Genomic DNA, 21483 nt, shown 5'->3' with positions numbered 1-21483 from the left:
ATTCACCTCCTAAGGTAAGCTGACACCTAGTAACACACTAAATGCATACCAGGATAAAAATGAGAAACAAACCGTTACGATAACATTTACTTTCCACTTTTGTTTACCATTCACGACAAATAAAAGTGCACCTAAGAATAGGACTGTTGAAAATAAAAATCCAATAACCTCGAAAATAAACGCATATCCTACTCCTAACAAAACAGTAAGCCCAATAAGTTTTGGAGTTCGCCCAGCAAGCATTAGTGTTATTTTCTTATTTTCTTTATTTACTGTTTTAAGTTCCTGAAATAAATACAAAATGCTAAAAATCAACAACAGACAGCTTAATCCGATTGGAAAATAAAGAGGACCATTTGGATTACCCAAATTTGCTTTTGGCAGATTGAAAGATCCAGCTAAAAAAAGGCAGCTTAATAAAATTAAAAATATCGGCATACCCATTTTAATGATTTTCATTAGGAATCGCCCCTTTCTATACTTCATCTAAGGCACTTAGCTAAGTATCACTACTGATGAAAAGTTAACCTTCCCTTTAGAAGGAAGGTTAACTTTATTTCTTTTTTCAATCAGTCTTTAATTAACAAGCCCGGAATTATTAACCAATTCTGTATATGTTTTCTCTTGTTCCTCTAAGAAACTTTTAGTTTCTGAACTATTTTTATAGAAATCGTCCCAATCATTATTTTCAAGGACTTTTTGCCATTCTTCTGTTTTTACTAATTCCCCAATTTTTTTATCCCAGTATGCAATTTCTTCTTCTGTCATATCAGGCGGTCCCATAATTCCTCTCCAATGTGGGAAAACCATATCAACTCCTTGCTCTTGCCAAGTTGGAACATCATCAAGCTCTTCTACTCTTCCCTCAGATGAAACAGCTAGTATTTTAAGCTTTCCTGCTAAATGTTGGTCTTTTACTTCAGATAATGCAGTCGTTATAACATCTACGTGGTTGCCTAGTAATGCTGTTACAACGTCTCCGCCACCTTCATATACAAGAAAATCAAGTTGAGAAGGATCTCCACCGTATTCACTAAAGGCTTGAACAAAAGATAGATGGTCGTTATTCCCTAGTGCTGGACCTACTCCAATTTTTAATGACTTTGGATCTTCTTTTAATTTTTCCATTACTTCTTCAGCTGATTTAAATTCAGAATCAACTGGAACTGCAATCGAGATCCATTCAGTTGCAAGAGTTGCAATTGGAGTAAATTGCTTATGTGTTAACTGACTTTGACCTAGTAAGTTGTTTGTAAGAAGTAAGCTTGAATTAACAGCTAAGTAATGAGCATCCTTAGACTCTAAGTATTTCCAGCCTACTTCTCCCCCGCCGCCAGGTTTATTCATTACATTAATATTGCTGTCTACTAGATTATTATCCTTTAAACCTTGTTGAATCGATCTGGCTGTTAAATCCCATCCACCACCTGGTGATGCAGGAGCAACGATTTCAATATTTTCATTTGGAAATTCCTTGTTTCCTGAGGCCGAATTTGAACATGCTGTTAAAATCGCCATCAATAAAAGTAAAATTCCTATTTTTTTCATAATAACTAACACCCCTTTAAACGATTTTTACTAGCCTACCCTCTTCGATAAATATGTGTTTCTTTATCTATGAATATCGTATCTTCCAAGCATACCAATGTAAACGTTTACAAAATATTGGGTAATAAAAAAATTAAATTTAGTTTTGTTCATATTGTTCACAAAACAGCAGAGAGACACTACTACTCTGCCTTTCTTGAGTAGTAGCGTCTCTCTGGCCTTCCGACAATTCCATATACATGCTCAGAGATAGCTTCACCAGTCCCAACTAAATATTCAAGATATCTCCTTGCTGTTGTCCTTGATGCACCCATTTTTTTGCCGACTTTTTCTGATGTTATTCCATCGGATTCAAGTTTAATGATTTCTTTTACTTTTTTTAGGGTGACATAATCAATACCTGATGGAAGCAACGGCTTTTCAACTTGCTTATCACCTGATCCAAACAGATGATCAAGAAGGTCCTGGTTTACGTCTGTAACAGACTTCAATAGCTCTTTTTTCTTTTTATATTGATCCATCACCTCTTTAAATCGTTCAATGGTAATTGGCTTTACTAGGTAATGCTCTACCCCGTAGTTTAACGCCTTATTTACAAATGCCCTATCTGTTGCTGCTGTAATCATCATAATGTCAACTTCAGGATAGTTTTCTCTAATTTCTGCTAAAAGCTCTGTGCCAAGCTGGTCAGGCATGTACACATCTAATAAAACTAAGTCTACTTCCAATTTCTCCAGTAATTCAAACGTTTCTTTCGCATTGCTTGCTTTTCCTATTAAATTCATCTGGTTCACTTCTGCCAAATATCCCTCATGAATTTGTGCAACACGAAAGTCGTCCTCAGCTATAATTACGTTGATCACCCTATGCTCCCCCTCTTTTTCTATTACTTTGGTAAAAATACAGTAAATACGGTACCCTCATCTTCTGTACGTGTTAATTCAATCGAGCCGCCAAGAAGTTCAACTTCATCTTTTACATTTGCAAGGCCATACCCTCTTTTTTCTCCCTTAAGTGATACACCTTTTTGGAAAATGGCTTCTTCCATACCTTCTGGAATACCCATCCCACTATCTGTTACCTCAAACAAAACATCTTTCCCAAAATCGGTTACAAAAAAGGAAACTCTTTTTTCTTCACTATCAGCAGCTGCATCAAATGCATTATCTAATATATTTCCTAAAATAATGATTAAGGGAGCAAGCCGAAATTTTTCTGATAGAGTTGATAATGAACTTTCTTCTTCAATATGAAAGGTAATTTTCTTTTCAGATGCTTTCGCAAGCTTCCCTAATAAAATGGCTTGGATTTTCTCATCTTGTATATTGTTGAAAATAAGCTCGGTATGTTGTTCTTGTGACTTTGTTTCTTCTTGGATAAGCTGGATTGCTTCCTCCTTTTTGCCAAGTTGGATTAATCCTAATATGACATATAGTTTATTTGTAAACTCATGTGCCTGCGCCCGTAAATCTTCTGAATACTGCTTCACCTCAGAAAACGCATCAACCATCTTTTTCATTTCAGTCTTATCCCTAAAGGTGGCAACTGTTCCTACCCTTTTTCCATCCTCTAAGACCGGCTGTGTATTGACAATAATGGTTCTATCCTTGTACTGCACTTCCTCATTTATGACATCTCTTTTTGATTCCATTAGTTTTAAAATTTGATCAGACGTAATCATTTCACTAATCGTTTGGGCATCTTCCCGGCTTGAAATGTCTAAAATTTGTTGAGCTGATTTATTCATCATCGTAACTCTGCTGTATTGATCAATAGCAATAATACCTTCTTTGACAGATTGTAAGATTGCATTTCTTTCCCTAAATAATAAAGCGATTTCATAAGGTTCCAGCCCAAGAGTATCTTTGCGAATATTCCGCGCAAGAACAGCACTTCCAATAATCCCTATAAGTAATACGACTCCAGAAGTAATAACCATTTCTTTTACATCCTTGGTAATACGCTCACGAATTTTTATCATCTGAAATTCAACAACTACGGCCCCTTCGACTTTTGTATAATCTCCGTAATCAATAATGATTGGAGCAATTCCTCTTAAAACCTCATTCTCTCCTTCTCCTACATGAGTAACATAAAAACTCCCGAATACAAGTGCTTTATATGTGTCTTGAAATTGATAAAGAGGCTCTCCGCCAGCTATTATGTTCTTTTTTCGATCTTCAATAAAAATCCTTGACGCATCTACTTGATCAGTCATCTTATTAATAACCAAATTTAAACTTTGCTTATTGTTAATTTGCTCCCGAAAAGCATCCTGTACCGCAGGCATAAACGAAAGGGATTGGGCTGTTTGAAGTGCTAATTCTTCAGCCTGTTTTACATCCTCTTTTGATTCATTAAAAGCAAACGTAGCTGTTAGGACACCAACAACAAGTAAAATGAGAAAGAAAATGAAACCTAGAATTTTTGTTTGTAATGTAAACTGAACTTTCATATCGACCTCCATTTTACATGTGATGAACTGTATTAAAATAACATAGTTTGAGATATTACTATTAATCATACATGATTGAATATTTTGACTCAAATGAACATTCAAAAATATAAAGAACCCTCTCAGCTGATGAGAGGGTTTTATAGAATGGAGTCTATTCCATCTTCACTAAGGAAGGTTGGTTTCTATTTGTTACCATTGGTGCGTTAATTATGAAAAGTGAAAAACAGCATCAGCCTGAACTTAACAAAAACTTGGTTGCCTAGTAGTTAAGTTTGATAACTATTTTTCGTTAAAAGAACACAATTTGTCTTTCTGACTAATTGTGTTCTTTTTTTCAGATGACTTAATAAAGGAGCACTCTAAACAAAAAACCAAACCCGAATTCTGTTTTTCTTTATTTAACTACTGCACCCACCTCCACAACTGGAACAACTGGAACCTCCTGAATCTCCACCACCACTTGAATCACCTGAATCACTGCTACAAGCAAAGCCTGAACAAGTAGATCCTCCACTGTACGGAGTACCTTTTTGATATTCTTCAGGAACGACCTCACTCATATGCTCATCAAATTCATTTTCATTGTATATTGAATAAAAAACAGCTGCTCCCGCTGCATATAAATAAACGTTAGTGTCACTTGACGATGTATGTGAAGCAAACTTCTTTGAGTTTGTGTTTTGCTGCTCAGCCTCATAAATTTCATTTTTCATTTTAAGAATCAAATATCTCTTCACTTCCAGCCATTCTTCATTTTTTCTAAAGTATTTTGATAGTAAATCATCTTCAGATAATAAACGGAAATCCTCTAGTATTTCACGCTTAATGGGGTTCTGTAAAAATCTCCCCCAGATGGCTCTACTGTTCTCAGTCACTTCAAATAAACTAATATACACCCAATCAAAAAATGCTCGTTCCCCCGGAATTGGTGTACTATCCATGTTAGGTGTGTGATGTAGTGTATCGTTGTAAAAATCCTTTGAAAACTTCTCATAGTCCCTAGTAAACATAAGCATTTCATGCCAAATCTCATCTACATGATGACTAAACATCGGGACTGATTTTAACATACTATTCATCATGAAGTAACGTTTTAATTCAAACATTCCCCAGTCGAACTCATGATCCTTCCATTTCGGATGACTTTGTAGGACCCGGTTTTTCACATTGTCTATGTAAGAGTTTGATAAGGACTGATTGAGCTTATTCACTATCGAGATCCCTTCCCCTACCTGCACACCAAGCTGTTCTGGGATAGGGTCATTCCTTAATGACTTTTTCTTTCCTCCTGCAAACAACGTACTTCCCAGCAGGACAAAGATTCCTATCACAATAAACCCTATAAAAAATCCTACCATGGCCCTCTCCCCTTTCACGATCATGTTAATAAATCTCCTTTAATACCTTATATATACGAATTAAATTGAGGTAAGTTCCATTCATTTAAAATTTCTTTCTTGTTCTGATAGTATAAAAAAAGAAGCTTCTCATAAGTTTGGTTACCTTATGAAAAGCCTCCACTAAAAACCTGAGACTGGTGCATTTTTTTCTAATCTGCCATAAACGGCCCTAAATTCTTGCCCAATTGCCGACACTCTTAATCTCTTTATACTCAGGCTCCCACACGGCATCTACCACAGCTTTTGCAACATCCGTAATTTCCGCTTTTGCAATCCCTTCCTCTATCGCAGCCTTAGCTACTTCAACTGCAACATAGATCGATACATCATGCAATTTTTCAATCGATGGAAGCAGTGATGCACCTGGTTGGCTGCTATCACACATCTGTGCAACAGCGTTTGCTGCTGCTGCAAACATTCCTTTTGAGATCATTTCAGCTTTTGCAACAATTGCTCCTAGCCCTAGACCAGGAAATACAAAGGCATTATTCGATTGGCCAATTTCATAGGTAACACCTTTATATTCCACATCCGCAAATGGACTTCCTGTTGCAATTAAAGCCTTTCCCTCTGTCCAATTGATTAGATTTTCAGGCACTGCCTCTGCTAGAGAAGTTGGATTAGACATAGGCATAATAATTGGACGCTCAACGTGTTTGGCCATTTCTTTCACTATTTTCTCATTGAAGGCACCAGCTTGTCCTGAAGTACCGATTAGGATGGTTGGCTTTACCCTCTGTACTACTTCCATTAATGAAATAATCCCATCCTCGTTTCTATCCCAGTTCTTGACTTCATCTAACTTTCTCACATAAGACTTTTGGAATTTTAGAACATCCGGTGTTTCATCTGTTAGTAATCCCCGATAGTCAATAGCCCAGAACCGGTCATATGCTTCTTCTTTCGTTAGCCCTTCAAGAATCATGGCATCTGCGATTTGGTCAGCATTACCGATACCAGCAGCCCCTGGGCCGAAGACAACGATACGCTGGTCCTTGAGGGATTCCCCTGTTACTTTTAGTGCAGACATAATACCAGCAAGTGTAACAGCACCTGTTCCCTGGATATCATCGTTAAAGGTAAGGATTTTGTCACCATATTTATCCATGATGTTCCGTGCATTTACGTTGCCAAGGTCCTCCCAATGAAGAAGTACCTCCGGGAAAAACTTTCTTGCCGTGTCAACGAATAAATCAATAAATTCATCATATTGTTCACCACGGACACGTGCGAATTTGTTACCAATATAGATAGGGTCGTCAATTAAAGACTGATTGTTCGTCCCAACATCCAACACAATTGGCAATACACGGCTTGGATCTATACCGGCAGCCGCTGTATATACTGCCAGCTTACCGATCGCAATATTAATACCGCCTACACCTTGATCCCCAATACCAAGGATGCTTTCAGAATCAGTGACAACGATTAAGTCAATGTCATTTTTGGAATAGCCAAGATTATGAAAAGCCTTTTCCACTCCTTCCGGATCATCAATAGAAAGATATAATCCACCCGGACGGCGGTAGCTATGAGAGTATGATTGGATCGCATCACCGACAGTAGGAGTGTAGATGATCGGGAGCATTTCTGCTAAGTGTTCTTTTAAAAGTCGGTAAAACAAGACGACATTACGGTTATATAAATCATAAAGCAAACCGTTTTTGAAAAGATCCGTAGTCCGCATCGAATACTGCTCATAGGCTCTGTTTACCTGCTCATCAAGGGTAAGCACTTGTGGCGGCAGGAGACCATCGAGTCCGAGATCCTCCCTTTCCTCTTTTGTAAAAGCCGTTCCTTTATTTAAAAAGGGATTAGAGAGAATTTCTTTACCTTTTAATGTTGTAATAATGGCATTCTCAGGTACGTTCATGGTGGTAGATCCTTCTTTCTATATTAGAGTACTAATTTTATAGGTAAAAAAATAAATAGCTTTAATTTCTATGTTAATAATATTTGCTTTTTTCCACTAGGTTATTTAACTTAATTAGCTTTTTTGTAACTAAACAAATCAGAAAGGCTCTAATGTCTTAATCAGTAATCATTGAATTAGCAAAATGACACCCGCCATTATTGGAGTAAACACCATAGCACTTTTTAAAATCGGCAGTGGAACTTTGTTGGTAAATTTAGCTCCAATATAAGAACCAATCATTGTTCCAGCCAGTACCTGGATGAAAAGTAAGACATCAAAGTAGCCTTCAAAATAGTAGCCTATCCCTCCCGCAATAGCGATAGGAAGAATAACCAGCATCGTTGTGCCTACTGATTTTTGTACAGAAAGACCTATCACAACTAAAAGTCCAAGCTGGATGAATGGAGCAGATCCAATACCAAATGTACCTGAAAATAAACCAGTTACAATTCCAACAAAAGCTGCACTAACGAGAAAGCTGCCAGAGAATTTATTTTCCCTCTTGTTTGTTTCTTTTAGCCTACCTACTAAAAACAGGCGGATCAAAAGCATAACAGCAGAAAGGAACAGCATTCCAGCTGTAAGCCAATGGAGAGAATTGACAGGAATCCATACGGCAATCTTAGACCCTAGAAAAGACATAATCGCCCCAAAGATCCCTACAGTTATTCCTGTTTTCACATCAATATTTCCTTGTCGGAAATGGCTGTAAGCCCCAGATAAAGTGGTAAACACCATAGCCGCAAGAGATGTACCCAATGCTGTGTGAATCGGCACTCCAAAAACAACGGTTAAAAGAGCAATAATAAAACCAGATCCACCGGCCCCAATAAAACCTAATAATATTCCCATTAGAAACATAGTGAGTGTGATAATCAAAGATGTCGCCCCCAAATATAACTTCACTTGGTGAAGTTTGTCCAAGTTTATTATAGTACTTGAAGGTTATAGGGTGGTTTTTGTAATTAAAAAAAGTCGATATATATTTTCCAATTTTTAGTTGGCGATTCTTATACAATTCTTCAGATGTATGGCTGGAACAAAAGATCGCAAAATTATACACCTAAATGCTATGCAAGAACTAAAGCGCAAACTCCTTAATCATCCTCGGGCAGAAGAGCCACAGTTAAAGAATTTTATAATTTCATAAACGCTAAAAAAACTTCCCACAAGTTTGGTCAACTTATGAGAAGCCTCTGATAATTTTCAGATTTCTCTAATTTTTTTAAACCTAGAATATAATTTCACACCATAATATAGAAACAAAAATGAACAGATTGTCATAAGTGCATAACCCTGGACTGCGAATTGAAAGGTCGTTCTCTCATCTGGTGCAAGCTTGCTGCCAATCAGCATGCCAATATATATGACGATACTATCTCGTATCGGCTCATACCATTTGATCTTACGCATTTTCATATAGATAAAAAACTGCGAAAGAAGAGTGAATAAAAGAGCAATAAATTCCCCGGAACTATCACTGAAGGACTTATCCTCTATTTCCCAATAAGGAAACCAAAAGCAAATCATGATGATCTGTGAAAGAGATAAAAGAAGTGTAAAATAAAAGCCATTCTTTCTTCCTCTTCCCTCTTTTCCCTCAACCAATCCTTGCTGTTTTTCCGTTAAAAAAATATTATCCAAACCGTCTGCCTCTGAACCTATTTCAAAAGAAAGTGTTCCCTCAAACCTCTTCTTTGGAATTGATTCAATAACTTCTGGATTGTTGGGGGTTGCTGTTAAGGCTTTATCTGTATGGAATATATCCACCCCGTGCTTTTGAAATACATCAATCCATTTATAAAGTGATTCTTGATCCCAGTGAGAAAAACTTGTAACCTCTAATCGATTATGGGTACTAACACCACAGATTAATATTTTTGCCGACCGTACTGTAATAAGTTTCGCCCGATCATAATGAACACTATATTTGTACTTTGCCTTAAGTCGATAGTCCATCCCGATTAATATATATTTCATATTTTCATAAGGCAGGAAAATTTCGTGTTCTATAGCTTTCTTCTTGTCTTTTGCGTAATAATCATAACCTTTTTCTCCAACATGGACTTTTATAACGAAGTCTAAATACTTTCGTAAATTTTTGTAACTAAACCACGAAAGCCCAAGAAAGACAACACCAATCACAAATAGAAGAATTGAGATGCCCAGCCCAGTCTCTGAGACTTCTTTGGCAGTTAAAACAAACATACCTATTCCTAGTAAAAAGAAAAACGAAATTAACCCAATATGGCATCCAATCGCCCACTTTGGCAACTGATTCGTAAAATCCAAATTATCTTTCGTTTGCATCTCCATAAGCCAATACCTCCTGGGACACGGGGACAGGTTCATTGTCCCAAAAAATTACATACAACACGGAATTTGTAGATATTTCCCGGGAATTTGTTGGAATTTGAAAAATAAGAGGTCCGAATTGTCAGAACAAAAGAATTTCTGTTCTTGATTATATTACCTTGGGAATATAACTTATTTGCAACCTCTATATCGACCCCAGATACGTAATAATGTTATAAACAGTCATATCCATATCGCCCGGTGATATGAATATATTGTCATACAGTAGTGGTGAATCCCCACTACTTCTGTTTTAAAAAAAAGGCGTGTTATCGATTGTATAATATATCGCATATCGATCCACAATTTCTATTAAAACATGAATCTTTCGAGTTTATTTACAAGGTATATCACCCAGCGATACAACAAAAAAGATCCAATTCAGCTATCTATTTTACTTTTTCTAAACATAGCAATAGAATAATATCATCATTTGCACTTTATTTTCGAAATAACGAGAAAAGCCATTCCCATTTTTCTTTAGGTTTTTGTATTGATACTTCTAAGCGTTTATTAAAATCGTTTTGTGAACTCCATTCTTTTTTCTGTTCCTCCCGCATATTTTGTATTTCCTTTTGTAAGTTTTCACTTCTTTGTTTCTCATGTTGCAGTAATGCTTCGTAATGGATGTTTTGTTGTTCCGTTAATTTTTCAATTTTAGTATTGGTTCTTTGTGCTGAATTTGCAATGCTTGAACTTATAACATGATGGTCTTGTTGGAGTTGGGAAACGTGTGTTTTAAGCTGTGATATATCGTTTGTCAATTGGACATTCATTTCACGTGCTGCTGCAAGCTCATTCACTAAAAACCTTAAGGCCTCTTTTACTTGATTAGGGTCGTGTGGTAAATTTTCATATGTATCGTTTATCGCTACGTCTGTTTCATCAGATGTTTCTAATCTTTCTTTTTGTTGAACCACAAGCTCTTTAGCTGTATCGTCCAGGGGCTTGTCCGTATCGCGTAACGCTATAAGTGCTCTAATATCAGATTGAACAAAGATACGCCTGTCCCCATCTTTTAAAAACTCATATCCATTCCGCTCTAAAATTTGTCCATACTTTCGAACTGTGGGAGTTGCAATTCCCACTTCTTCCGCTACCTCCTTGGAAGAAAATGCCCGTTCATTTGCTTGTATATCGTGTCGCATATCGCACCTCCTTCCTTTAAATATGAAGGTTTTTAAGTATATTTGCAAGAGGCATATCGCCCATATCTTTTAAGTGTGGAGATAACCATAAGCACATGCGATTAATAAAAAAGAAAAGGTCTCAGTTGGTTGAGTGATGAAAGACCTTTTCTAATATAAACCATGTCTCATATAAATTTTAAACAACTAAAACACATTAAAATTCACACACTTAGAATCCAAGAAATGATCTAATCCAACTCCAGAAAGAATTAGGCATCGTTGAACAATTATTGAACATATTAGCTATCAAACAAATTATGGATAGAATCGGTTATCCAGTTGATCATAATACGAAAGTGTGCACCTACACGTTACGCAATAAATGAAAAAAAGCTTCCCGCAAGTTCAATAAACTTATGAGAAGCTTCTTTTTATTTATCTAGCAAAATGTTAGCATTTCAATCTCAACTTATTCAAAAACCCAATTATATCAAGGGTTTGAGGGCGTTATTAAATCATGCAACCCCTAAGGTGAGAGTGTGTAATATCTTTACACTTGTGTGCCAAAAGTGCGGTAAATCAAGGTTTTGCTAAATCCCTCCTGTAAAATCTTTAACGAGGTTTTATTATTTTTTACTGGATTGCGTTAGCAAAATGTTAGCAATTTGCATGTCTAATTACGACTACGAAGTTTACAAATTGCTATTAGCGAATTTATCGAATATAAACGTCAAGAGTTTTTTAATATCATTTTACTTATTGAATAGTATCCCAAAACAAAACAACCAATTAAATAAGCAAATGCTAAAGCTACTAAACCAGTATTAATATCAAGTTTTTCACCCAGATAGATGGCAATGATTATAGCCAATATTATTAAAATGGAATAGAACATCATTTCTCCTCCTTATTTATCCTTAAGTTTTTTATATGTAGTGTGTAGTCACCTAAGCTAAGATAAAGCGCTTCCAAAAATAATGAGAAACTATTAATTTAGTGCCAATATGACTACCACCTCTTATCTATTATTCTTTCTTACTCTAAAGTTAATAATGATTTGTATTTGTACATGTCTCCACGATAGGAAGAATCACCTGTTAAAACACACCCATTTTTTACTTTTAAGTCAACACTTCTAAATAAAATGGGAGAACCTACAGAAACATCAAGAACTTTTGAAATTCTTTGACTAGCAAGAACTGCTTCTATTTCAATTTCTCCTTCGGTTAGGGCCATATTAAACTTATTTAAAAATAAATGCGAAAAAGAATATTGAACATATTCTTCATCAGTAATTTGTTCACCATACTTTTTTAAAAAATATCGGTTATCGATAACAATGGGGATCCCCTCTGAAAGACGTAAGCGTTTTACTTGATAAACTTCTTCTCCGGGTTTTACCCCCAATTTTACATCTACCCCTTCTGGACAAGGTACGGATCCCCGGTATAGCAGCTTAACTTGGAAGTTTTTTTCTAAGTACCACCCTTGAAAAAAAGTATCCAATTTCGCTATATCTGTTTTTAATTTATCTTTACGAACAATAAATGTGCCTTTTCCTTGGATGCGCTTTAAAAGACCTTCTTCCACTAGCAATTGAACCGCCTGACGAATCGTCATTCTAGAGACTTCAAACATTTTAATTAGTTCATCATCACTTAAAAATTTTTCTTTTCCTTCTTTGTACATTTCATCGACTTTTTTTCTTAAACTATCTGCAATTTGAACGTACTTTGGAATAAGAGAATTATAGTTACTCATGTTTACCCTCCTGGGGATAATAATCAATCACATTGCACCTCATATCATCTATACATCTAGATGACTTGTTTATTATTGTATAGAATCAAAAGGTAAGCGTCAACATAATTTTCTGAATTTTCTTGGAAGCATGGACGGTTCTCTTGTTTCCTTTCTACGAGCGACGTAGGGACAGATACCTAGACCCATTTATTAAGTCTCTCCAAATATTATTTTGAGTAATAAAACAGAAAAGTGGTTACCAATTAATTGGTAACCACTTTTTAAATACTTATAAATAAGTCTGTTGATTATCTCACCTTACTTATTCAACAAATGTGCTTGGTTTATTTTGATATCAAATATATATTGCTAACTTATCTTAACACATTAAGTATGAAGGACTTATAACAATTTGTTGAATTTTCCAAATGAAAAATTCTCCCTCATTATATGGTATATGTTTCTTGTTTCTTCTGTTCCCGCTACAGGTTTAGCTAATTCAGACGGGATCATTAGCTTTATCTTTTAGAAAGGATATTGCTAGTCAAAATATAAAACAAGTAAAGGACATTAGTTTATTTGCAGAAGATGCTGCGAGAATAATGATTAATAACGGTTGGTTTAAAAGACCTCCTTAAGCAATTGATAGAGAATACCTAGTTAAGGAGAAAAAACAAATAATAAGATTGTAGGTTAGTCATTTAAAAGGCTAACCTACTTTAATCAAACATTATATTTGTAACATAGTTTCTTTGATTCTCAAATTCATTAAAACTGGACTTATTGTTGAAAACCTACTACTGACAAAATCCCCATACTTTAGTGTACATTCTTTCAATAAATGATATATATATATCGCAGTATAAATCTAATACATATTACAAGGGTTGATCTGTAAGCCTGTACCTGAGAGAATGTGGTGAACATATAACACAAAAAAGCTTCTCAAAAGTTGAATCAACTTTTGAGAAGCCTCTTTTATGTTAGCAATTTATTAGCAAAATCACTTCAAACCCTTATATACCAAGGGGTTGAGCGGTCATTACATCATGCCGCCCATTCCACCCATGCCGCCCATGCCGCTCATATCTGGCATGCCGCCGCCACCTTCTTCAGGTTTGTCAGCGATAACAGCTTCAGTTGTTAAGAACATAGCTGCTACAGAAGCTGCGTTTTGAAGTGCAGAACGAGTAACTTTAGTTGGGTCAACGATACCAGCTTCAAACATGTTTACCCATGTTCCGTTTGCTGCGTTAAAGCCTACGCCAACTTGTTCGTTTTTCAAGCGCTCAACGATAACAGATCCTTCAAGACCAGCGTTGTGAGCAATTTGACGAACTGGCTCTTCAAGAGAACGAAGGATGATGTTAACACCTGTTTGAGTGTCACCCTCTTCTTGAATTGAAGCCACTTTGTTATATACGTTCACTAGAGCAGTACCACCACCGGAAACGATACCTTCTTCTACTGCAGCGCGAGTAGAGTTAAGAGCATCTTCAATACGTAGTTTGCGCTCTTTTAATTCAGTTTCAGTTGCAGCACCAACTTTAATTACTGCTACACCGCCAGATAATTTAGCTAAACGCTCTTGTAATTTTTCTTTATCGAACTCAGAAGTAGTTTCTTCTACTTGAGCACGGATTTGGCCTACACGGCTTGAGATTTGATCAGGTTGGCCAGCACCTTCAACGATTGTTGTGTTTTCTTTTGTTACAACAATTTTAGAAGCGCGTCCTAATTGATCGATTGTAGCTGATTTAAGGTCTAATCCTAAGTCTTCTGTGATCACTTCACCGCCAGTTAAGATCGCAATATCTTCTAGCATTGCTTTACGACGATCACCGAAACCAGGTGCTTTAACAGCAACAGCATTGAATGTTCCGCGAAGTTTGTTCACTACTAGAGTTGCTAGAGCTTCACCTTCTACATCCTCAGCGATTAATAATAGTGGCTTACCTTGTTGAACAACTTGCTCTAACACTGGTAAGATTTCTTGAATGTTTGTGATTTTTTTGTCTGTGATTAATACATACGGGTTTTCAAGAACTGCTTCCATTTTGTCAGAATCAGTTACCATGTATGGAGATGCATAACCACGGTCAAATTGCATACCTTCAACTACTTCTAATTCAGTAGAGAAACCTTTAGATTCTTCGATTGTGATAACACCATCGTTACCAACGCGCTCCATTGCTTCAGCGATCAATTGACCAACTTCTTCGTCAGCAGCAGAAATCGCAGCAACTTGAGCGATAGATTCTTTACCTTCGATTGGTTTAGAAATAGTTTGCAGCTCTTCTAATGCAACAGCTACTGCTTTTTCAATTCCTTTACGAACAACCATTGGGTTAGCGCCGGCAGTTACATTCTTTAATCCTTCACGGATCATAGCTTGAGCTAATACAGTTGCAGTTGTTGTACCGTCACCAGCAACATCGTTTGTTTTGCTTGCAACTTCAGCAACAAGTTTAGCACCCATGTTTTCGAAAGCATCTTCTAATTCGATTTCTTTCGCAATTGTTACACCATCGTTAGTGATTAAAGGAGAACCGAATTTCTTTTCTAATACTACGTTGCGTCCTTTAGGTCCTAATGTTACTTTTACCGCATCTGCTAAAGCATCAACACCACGAAGCATTGAACGACGAGCTTCTTCGCTAAATTTAATATCTTTTGCCATGATTACAAGACCTCCTCAAATTTTTAAGTAATCTATTATGTGGGCTGTTTATTATCCAATAACAGCTAAGATGTCATTTTCACGTAAAATTAAGTATTCAGTACCTTCATATTTCACTTCAGTACCAGCATATTTTGAGAAGATAATACGATCGCCTTCCGCTACTTCTAGAGCTACTTTCTCTCCGCTATCTAGTACACGACCTGTACCAACAGCAACTACTTTACCTTCTTGTGGTTTTTCTTTCGCACTATCCGGAAGGACAATACCACTAGCAGTTTTTTCTTCTGATTCAACTAACTCGATAATAACGCGATCACCTAATGGCTTTAACAAGTGAAACAACCTCCTCAAATTCTTTGAATAAATGATTATTTTTCCTTTTTATTAGCACTCACTATCCTTGAGTGCTAACACAATTAATATAATATATAAGTTCTCTTTTAATTTCAAGTACGAAGTTTAAAATTTTTATAAGAATTTCCAACTTGTCTATTAATTATCTACTTTTGGTGAGTGCGCTACCAAAATTGAACACTTCACCATTTTGTCTCATTCTTAAGTGGTATCATACATAGGATGACAATAGGGTATGGTACAATAAAATCTGACATGTGATTAAACGGCTAAAGTTCGTGCTTTACTTAGGAGGTTTACATGAAAAAGCATTATTGGTTTATTATTATTGCCTATATGATTCTCCAGTTAACAGGTTATCTAGGTATTCAGTTATTGAACATATTAAATATCGGGGAGACTAATGCAGAGAGGTTTGCCTTTTGGACCATCTTTAGCTTTACACTTACACTCTTAATTATTCTTTATCTATTAAGAAATGAACGTCATGCAGAGAACCGCTTTCGCGGGGAACCGGCTTCTGTTGGAGCATCCGTTGCTTGGGCTATTATCGGGTTCTTCATGGCTATTTTTGTACAAGGGTTAGCTGCTAATATTGAGGTCAATATTTTCGGGGTGGATCCGGGTTCTGAAAATACCCAAAGAATTGTAAATATGATTGAGCTCTTTCCATTAGTTATACTTGTTACATCTATTATAGGCCCGATTCTGGAGGAAATTATATTCCGTAAAATCCTATTTGGCGTACTATATACAAGAACAAACTTTTTTATTGCAGCATTGATAAGTTCACTCATCTTTTCTCTCTTACACGGTGAACCACAGCATGTATTATTGTATGGTTCTATGGGCTTTACCTTTGCTTTTCTTTATGTGAAAACGAAGCGTATTCTCGTTCCCATCTTTGCACATGTTTCGATGAACACAATGGTTGTAGTGATTCAAACTGTTTTCAGAGACGACATTGAGAAAATGATGGAGCAAATGGAACAAATGGAGCAATTGCAGGTTATAATTGGAGGCTTTTTAACATGAGAACAAACCCTATCTCTATGGCTATTTTTTATTTGATCATGGGGTTGATATTTATCTATTTAGCGATTAACAGTGCAAAAAATGGCATTTTCACTTTCCCGACAATTCTATTGATGCTCATTGCAACCTTTGATATTGGTGTTGCCATTAGAATGTTTCGTTTATCTCGAAAAATCAAAAAAATGAACAATAAAAAATGAGACTAGCGGTAGTCTCATTTTTTATTTTCTTCTTCAAATCTTAATTTTTGCGATTTTCTATAGGTTAATCTTGATACCCAAATACTAATTTCGTATAAAATGAATAAAGGTATAGACACCATTAAATGTGAAGCTAATTCTGGAGGTGTTATAAGAGCTGCGATCACTAATAACACAAAATAGGCATATTTACGTACCTTTGATAAAAACATCGGTGTAACGATTCCTAATCTTGTTAAGAACATAATAACAACCGGTAATTGAAAGAGTAATCCAAATGGGAGCGTTAATTGAATTAAAAAGGTAAAGTATTCATTAATACCAATTACCTGATTTACATCCAGATCATTCGAAATTCTTTCCATAAAATCAATAACAAATGGAAAAAGAATAAAGTATGAAAACGACAGACCTAACAAGAACAGAAAAACTGAGAGTGGTATATAACTTAACGTTACTTTTCTTTCTTTTTCATGTAAGCCTGGGCTAATAAAAGACCAGAGCTGATATAAAATGATTGGCGATGTAATAACAAAGGCAATAATGAATGCAAATTTCATATAGACCATTAATGGATCTGTAAGATTAAATGAATTTAATGTTAATGATTTTGCTTCATCAGTATGCTGTAAATATTTAATAATCGGTCCTGAAAGTAAAAAACCGCCAATAACAGCTATGAAAAAGAAAACGACAATAATAACGAGTCGTTTTCTTAGTTCTGTTATATGTTCAATGACCGACATTTCATCTTGTCTCATATCGGGTTTCATCCTATCTTACTTAACTTCTTCCTTATTCTTTTGCTTAGCATCTTGATCATCATCGTCATCATCAGCTAAGCCTTTCGTAGCATTTTTAAACTCTCGTAATGTGTTACCGGCAGCTTTTCCTAACTGTGGTAATTTCTTTGGTCCAAAAATAAGGAGTGCAACAAAAACGATTAATAAAAGGCTTCCGATACCTACTGTTGGCATAAAATCCATCTCCTATGTTTGTTATTATTTTTCATCATTCGGATAATGCTTTAAAAAGTAGACAAGTGACTGAAGTTCGACCGCTAAATCAATATGATGTATTCTAATATCATCAGGGACATTAATTCTAGCCGGTGTAAAATTTAAGATTCCTTTAATTCCTTTTGTAACCAGACGATCTGTAATTGATTGTGCAACCGCAGCTGGTACTGTTAAAATGGCCACTGTTACATCCTCGGGAAGCTGTGCTTCAAGATCATCTAAATGAATAACAGGAACTCCACCAATTTCCGTCCCAACCTTTTCTTCCGCTACATCAAATGCCAAAGAAATCACAGTATTATTATTCTTTGTAAAATTATAATGTAGGAAAGCAGTACCTAAGTTACCTACTCCAATTAAACATACCTTTGTTGTTTCATCTTGATCTAGTGTTTTTCTAAAAAAGGATAACAAATAATTCACATTATAACCATATCCTTTTTTTCCTAATGCTCCAAAATATGAGAAATCTCTTCGAATCGTAGCAGAATCTACCTTCACAGCATCACTTAGCTCAGCCGAAGAAACACGCTGCTTCCCTGATGAGTGTAAATTTTTTAAAAAACGGTAATATAAAGGCAATCTCTTAGCAGTTGCCTGTGGTATTTTCGTTTGGTCTATATTCAATCTGATCCCTCACATTCACACAAACAAACAATAATATTTCTCACATATTATTGTCATCTTTCTTTTCTTAAAAAATCACAGCTTTTACCACCCGTTTTTTCAACTAAATAGGTTTCCCCTATGATCATACCTTTGTCAACGGCTTTACACATGTCATAAACAGTCAGTGCTGTAATGCTTGCAGCGGTTAACGCTTCCATTTCAACACCTGTACTTCCTTTTGTTTTGACAGTAACAGAAATACATAATGTGTAATTAGGTTCATTTACTTTCCAATCAAATTCAACATTTACACCTTTAATTGAAATTGGATGACACATCGGAATAACATTTGATGTTTGTTTAGCAGCCATAATCCCCGCTATTTGAGCAACAGATAAAACATCACCCTTGCCAATCTCATGATTCGTGATTTTCTTATAAACTTCTTCGGTGACAGTTATGCTTGTTTTAGCATGAGCTGTTCTAACTGTTTCTTCTTTAGCAGAAATATCAACCATTTTCGCTCTGCCTTGTTCATTAAAATGAGTAAACTCTGACATATACAGTTCCCCTTATACCTAGACTATACACTATTTTTTTGTATCTGTCTTTATTGTGATATTTAATAGATTTGGATTTGTTTTACTTATGAAGGACGTTTTTCTCGGGATCTCCTTGACTTTTGTCTTTGATCTTCCTTATGAAAGACACTTCCCTCGGGATCTCGCTGACTTTTGTCTTTCATCCTCCTTATGAAAGACTTTTTCCACTGAATTTTCCAATTAGAACCTGTCACTGTTGCCTATAAGGGTCTTATTACGCTACACTAAAAGCATTAGTAGAGGTGAAAAACAATGATATTGTTACAGATAAATCAGCTTAGTAAATATTTCGGTGCTGAACCTATTTTATCGAATATTAAGCTGGAAGTACAAACAAGAGATAAAATTGCTCTCGTTGGCCGAAATGGGGCTGGGAAATCAACTCTTTTAAAAATAATCTCTGGTGCCATATCTTATGATTCCGGTGAGATTATAAAACCGAAGGATGTTTCTATTGGTTATTTGGCCCAGGATACTGGATTAGAATCACAATTATCAATTTGGCTTGAGATGAATTTAGTTTTTAAGCATTTAAAATCAATGGAAGAAGAGATGCGGACACTTGAGCAACGAATGGCAACTGTTGATCCTAATAGTGAAGCTCAAAGGTTTGAACAACTTTTAAAAGAATACGATACACTTCAAGTGAAATTTAAAGAGGAAGGCGGTTATCAGTATGAAGCCGATATTCGTTCCGTCCTTCATGGATTAGGATTCAGCAACTTTGATCCGGAAACGAAAATTTCTTCTTTAAGTGGTGGCCAAAAAACACGATTAGCCTTGGGTAAGTTGTTGTTAACGAAACCAGATCTTTTGATTTTGGATGAGCCGACAAACCACCTTGATATCGAAACCTTAACTTGGTTAGAACAATACCTACAAAACTATCCTGGTGCTGTATTGATTGTTTCACATGATCGATATTTCCTCGATAAAATTGTCACTCAGGTTTATGAAATTAGCAGAAAAACGAGCATTAGGTATATTGGAAATTATAGCAGCTACTTACAACAAAAAGCTGAAAACTATGAAAAAGAAGTAAAAAGCTTTGAAAGACAGCAAGAAGAAGTCGCTAAACTCAAGGATTTTATTCAACGTAATTTAGCCAGAGCCTCCACAACAAAGCTTGCACAAAGCCGCAGAAAAAAGCTGGAGAAAATGGAGCTCATGAGTAAACCCCTTGGAGATGAAAAATCAGCAAGCTTTCAGTTTGATATTGAAAGACAAAGTGGAAATGATGTGTTAAAAGCATCAGATATCTCTGTTTCCTATGACAAACTACATCCTATCATTTCAAATATTTCTTTTTCGATTTCAAGAGGTGATAGTATAGCCCTTGTTGGTCCAAATGGTATTGGAAAGTCAACCTTGTTAAAGTCGATTGTCCAAAAGCTTGATGCATTAACTGGTAGCTTTTCTTTAGGATCACATGTACAAATTGGTTATTATGATCAACAGCAGGCTGATTTAACATCAAATAAGCGCGTGTTGGACGAGCTTTGGGATGAATATCCACAGAAAACGGAAAAAGAAATTCGAACTGTTCTTGGTAACTTTCTATTTTCAGGTGATGATGTACTAAAGCCTGTTTCAACACTAAGCGGTGGAGAAAAAGCAAGATTAGCCCTTTCTAAGCTTATGCTGCAAAAAGCGAATTTCCTTATTCTTGATGAACCAACAAACCATCTTGATTTAGATAGTAAAGAAATTTTGGAAAATGCTTTGATCGATTTCCCTGGTACCATCCTATTTGTTTCACATGATCGTTACTTTATAAATCGCATTGCGACAAAAGTCTTTGAATTATCAAGTCATACTATAACCGAATACTTAGGTGACTATGATTATTTTATTACAAAAAAAGAAGAAAAATTAGAGTTTGAAAGACTTGAGAAAGAAGAACAAGAGGATATTTCTCAAAAAAGCAGTTCTATCACTTCAGAAGGAAAACGTAACTATCAGCAGGAAAAAGAACTTAAGAAGCTCGAACGACAAAAGCAACGAAGAATTGAGGAAATCGAGCAAAGCATTAGTGAGATTGAAGAGAAAATCGAAGAGAATGAGGCCCTGCTTTGTGATCCATCTGTATATCAAGATCATGAGCAAGTACAAAAAATTAATACAGAAAATGAACAGCTGAATTCTGAGTTAGAACAACTAATGACTGAATGGGAACAATTACATTAAAACAGCGAACTTTTCGCTGTTTTTTTGTTGCGTCAATTTGTCCACTCGTTGCTTCGTTCTCTTACCTTATCTCAAAGTGAAAGAGAATTGAATTCGACAAACTTCTTCACAACCCCAATAGATAAAAAAAATGTTATGCACAATCCACTCTTTTATCCACATGAAAAATCCTGTATTTTCAACATATCAACAGACTTATGCACATTATCCACAAAATTAGGTTTATTTATCCAAGTTATACACAT

At 35.8% G+C, this 21483-nt stretch carries 21 protein-coding genes; 4 read left to right on the top strand and 17 right to left on the bottom strand.

Features of this window, described 5'->3' with window-relative positions:
- Positions 1–9 precede the first annotated feature (9 nt).
- From HWV59_RS02970 to HWV59_RS02920, 11 genes are all read right to left on the bottom strand, one after another.
- Positions 10–459 (bottom strand): tripartite tricarboxylate transporter TctB family protein, encoded by a 450-nt coding sequence (locus HWV59_RS02970; protein WP_102232958.1) that lies wholly within the window; start codon positions 457–459, stop codon positions 10–12.
- Between the two features lie 117 nt (positions 460–576).
- Positions 577–1548 carry a tripartite tricarboxylate transporter substrate binding protein gene (locus HWV59_RS02965; RefSeq protein ID WP_175638025.1) on the bottom strand — a complete coding sequence of 324 codons (972 nt, stop codon included), beginning with the start codon at positions 1546–1548 and terminating at the stop codon, positions 577–579.
- A gap of 182 nt (positions 1549–1730) precedes the next feature.
- Positions 1731–2411 (bottom strand): response regulator, encoded by a 681-nt coding sequence (locus tag HWV59_RS02960; protein ID WP_175638024.1) that lies wholly within the window; start codon positions 2409–2411, stop codon positions 1731–1733.
- A gap of 23 nt (positions 2412–2434) precedes the next feature.
- Entirely contained in the window at positions 2435–4003 is a 1569-nt protein-coding gene (locus HWV59_RS02955) for a sensor histidine kinase (RefSeq protein ID WP_235991651.1), read from the bottom strand.
- Positions 4004–4404: 401 nt separating this feature from the next.
- On the bottom strand, positions 4405–5388 hold the full coding sequence (locus tag HWV59_RS02950) for a glycine-rich domain-containing protein (protein ID WP_102232961.1): 984 nt from the start codon (positions 5386–5388) through the stop codon (positions 4405–4407).
- A 187-nt stretch (positions 5389–5575) separates the two neighbouring features.
- Positions 5576–7279, bottom strand: a complete 1704-nt coding sequence (locus tag HWV59_RS02945; protein WP_175638023.1) for an NAD-dependent malic enzyme — start codon at positions 7277–7279, stop codon at positions 5576–5578.
- A gap of 168 nt (positions 7280–7447) precedes the next feature.
- The gene (locus HWV59_RS02940; protein WP_175638022.1) at positions 7448–8200 is read right to left on the bottom strand and encodes a sulfite exporter TauE/SafE family protein; all 753 of its coding nucleotides are present in this window, start codon (positions 8198–8200) and stop codon (positions 7448–7450) included.
- Positions 8201–8527: 327 nt separating this feature from the next.
- Positions 8528–9637 carry a hypothetical protein gene (locus HWV59_RS02935; protein WP_175638021.1) on the bottom strand — a complete coding sequence of 370 codons (1110 nt, stop codon included), beginning with the start codon at positions 9635–9637 and terminating at the stop codon, positions 8528–8530.
- A 479-nt stretch (positions 9638–10116) separates the two neighbouring features.
- Complete coding sequence (locus HWV59_RS02930) at positions 10117–10824, bottom strand: hypothetical protein (protein WP_102232964.1); 708 nt, start codon at positions 10822–10824, stop codon at positions 10117–10119.
- A 712-nt stretch (positions 10825–11536) separates the two neighbouring features.
- On the bottom strand, positions 11537–11701 hold the full coding sequence (locus HWV59_RS02925; protein WP_175638020.1) for a hypothetical protein: 165 nt from the start codon (positions 11699–11701) through the stop codon (positions 11537–11539).
- A gap of 140 nt (positions 11702–11841) precedes the next feature.
- On the bottom strand, positions 11842–12567 hold the full coding sequence (locus tag HWV59_RS02920; RefSeq protein WP_102232967.1) for a GntR family transcriptional regulator: 726 nt from the start codon (positions 12565–12567) through the stop codon (positions 11842–11844).
- Between the two features lie 479 nt (positions 12568–13046).
- Between HWV59_RS02920 and HWV59_RS27475 the strand changes: the two genes are divergently transcribed.
- Positions 13047–13187, top strand: coding sequence for a DUF3231 family protein (locus tag HWV59_RS27475; protein ID WP_175639963.1), 141 nt, complete (start codon positions 13047–13049; stop codon positions 13185–13187).
- A 404-nt stretch (positions 13188–13591) separates the two neighbouring features.
- Here HWV59_RS27475 and groL read toward each other — a convergent pair whose 3' ends face one another.
- Positions 13592–15229 carry a chaperonin GroEL gene (groL, locus tag HWV59_RS02910; protein WP_102232968.1) on the bottom strand — a complete coding sequence of 546 codons (1638 nt, stop codon included), beginning with the start codon at positions 15227–15229 and terminating at the stop codon, positions 13592–13594.
- 51 nt (positions 15230–15280) lie between these two features.
- Complete coding sequence (groES, locus tag HWV59_RS02905) at positions 15281–15565, bottom strand: co-chaperone GroES (protein WP_026561982.1); 285 nt, start codon at positions 15563–15565, stop codon at positions 15281–15283.
- 321 nt (positions 15566–15886) lie between these two features.
- On the opposite strand from groES, the gene HWV59_RS02900 reads away from it, so the two are divergent.
- A complete protein-coding gene (locus tag HWV59_RS02900; protein WP_102232969.1) occupies positions 15887–16621 on the top strand; it encodes a CPBP family intramembrane glutamic endopeptidase in 735 nt (244 codons plus the stop codon).
- Entirely contained in the window at positions 16618–16821 is a 204-nt protein-coding gene (locus HWV59_RS02895) for a YdiK family protein (RefSeq protein WP_102232970.1), read from the top strand. Before HWV59_RS02900 ends, HWV59_RS02895 begins: the two co-directional genes overlap by 4 nt.
- A 14-nt stretch (positions 16822–16835) precedes the next feature.
- On the opposite strand, the gene tatC is transcribed toward HWV59_RS02895, so the two are convergent.
- From tatC to moaC, 4 genes are read right to left on the bottom strand one after another with little or no spacing between them, the layout of a single operon-like run.
- The gene (tatC, locus tag HWV59_RS02890; RefSeq protein ID WP_102232971.1) at positions 16836–17582 is read right to left on the bottom strand and encodes a twin-arginine translocase subunit TatC; all 747 of its coding nucleotides are present in this window, start codon (positions 17580–17582) and stop codon (positions 16836–16838) included.
- 18 nt (positions 17583–17600) lie between these two features.
- Positions 17601–17798 (bottom strand): twin-arginine translocase TatA/TatE family subunit, encoded by a 198-nt coding sequence (locus HWV59_RS02885; protein WP_102232972.1) that lies wholly within the window; start codon positions 17796–17798, stop codon positions 17601–17603.
- A 24-nt stretch (positions 17799–17822) separates the two neighbouring features.
- Positions 17823–18467 carry a redox-sensing transcriptional repressor Rex gene (locus tag HWV59_RS02880; RefSeq protein WP_102232973.1) on the bottom strand — a complete coding sequence of 215 codons (645 nt, stop codon included), beginning with the start codon at positions 18465–18467 and terminating at the stop codon, positions 17823–17825.
- 53 nt (positions 18468–18520) lie between these two features.
- Positions 18521–19009 carry a cyclic pyranopterin monophosphate synthase MoaC gene (gene moaC, locus HWV59_RS02875; protein WP_175638019.1) on the bottom strand — a complete coding sequence of 163 codons (489 nt, stop codon included), beginning with the start codon at positions 19007–19009 and terminating at the stop codon, positions 18521–18523.
- A gap of 294 nt (positions 19010–19303) precedes the next feature.
- Between moaC and HWV59_RS02870 the strand changes: the two genes are divergently transcribed.
- Entirely contained in the window at positions 19304–21238 is a 1935-nt protein-coding gene (locus HWV59_RS02870) for an ABC-F family ATP-binding cassette domain-containing protein (RefSeq protein WP_175638018.1), read from the top strand.
- Positions 21239–21483: the final 245 nt, after the last annotated feature.

The sequence above is a fragment of the Metabacillus schmidteae genome (assembly GCF_903166545.1).
Classification (GTDB): Bacteria; Bacillota; Bacilli; order Bacillales; family Bacillaceae; genus Metabacillus; species Metabacillus schmidteae.
This window is presented reverse-complemented; position numbering and strand designations above follow the sequence as displayed.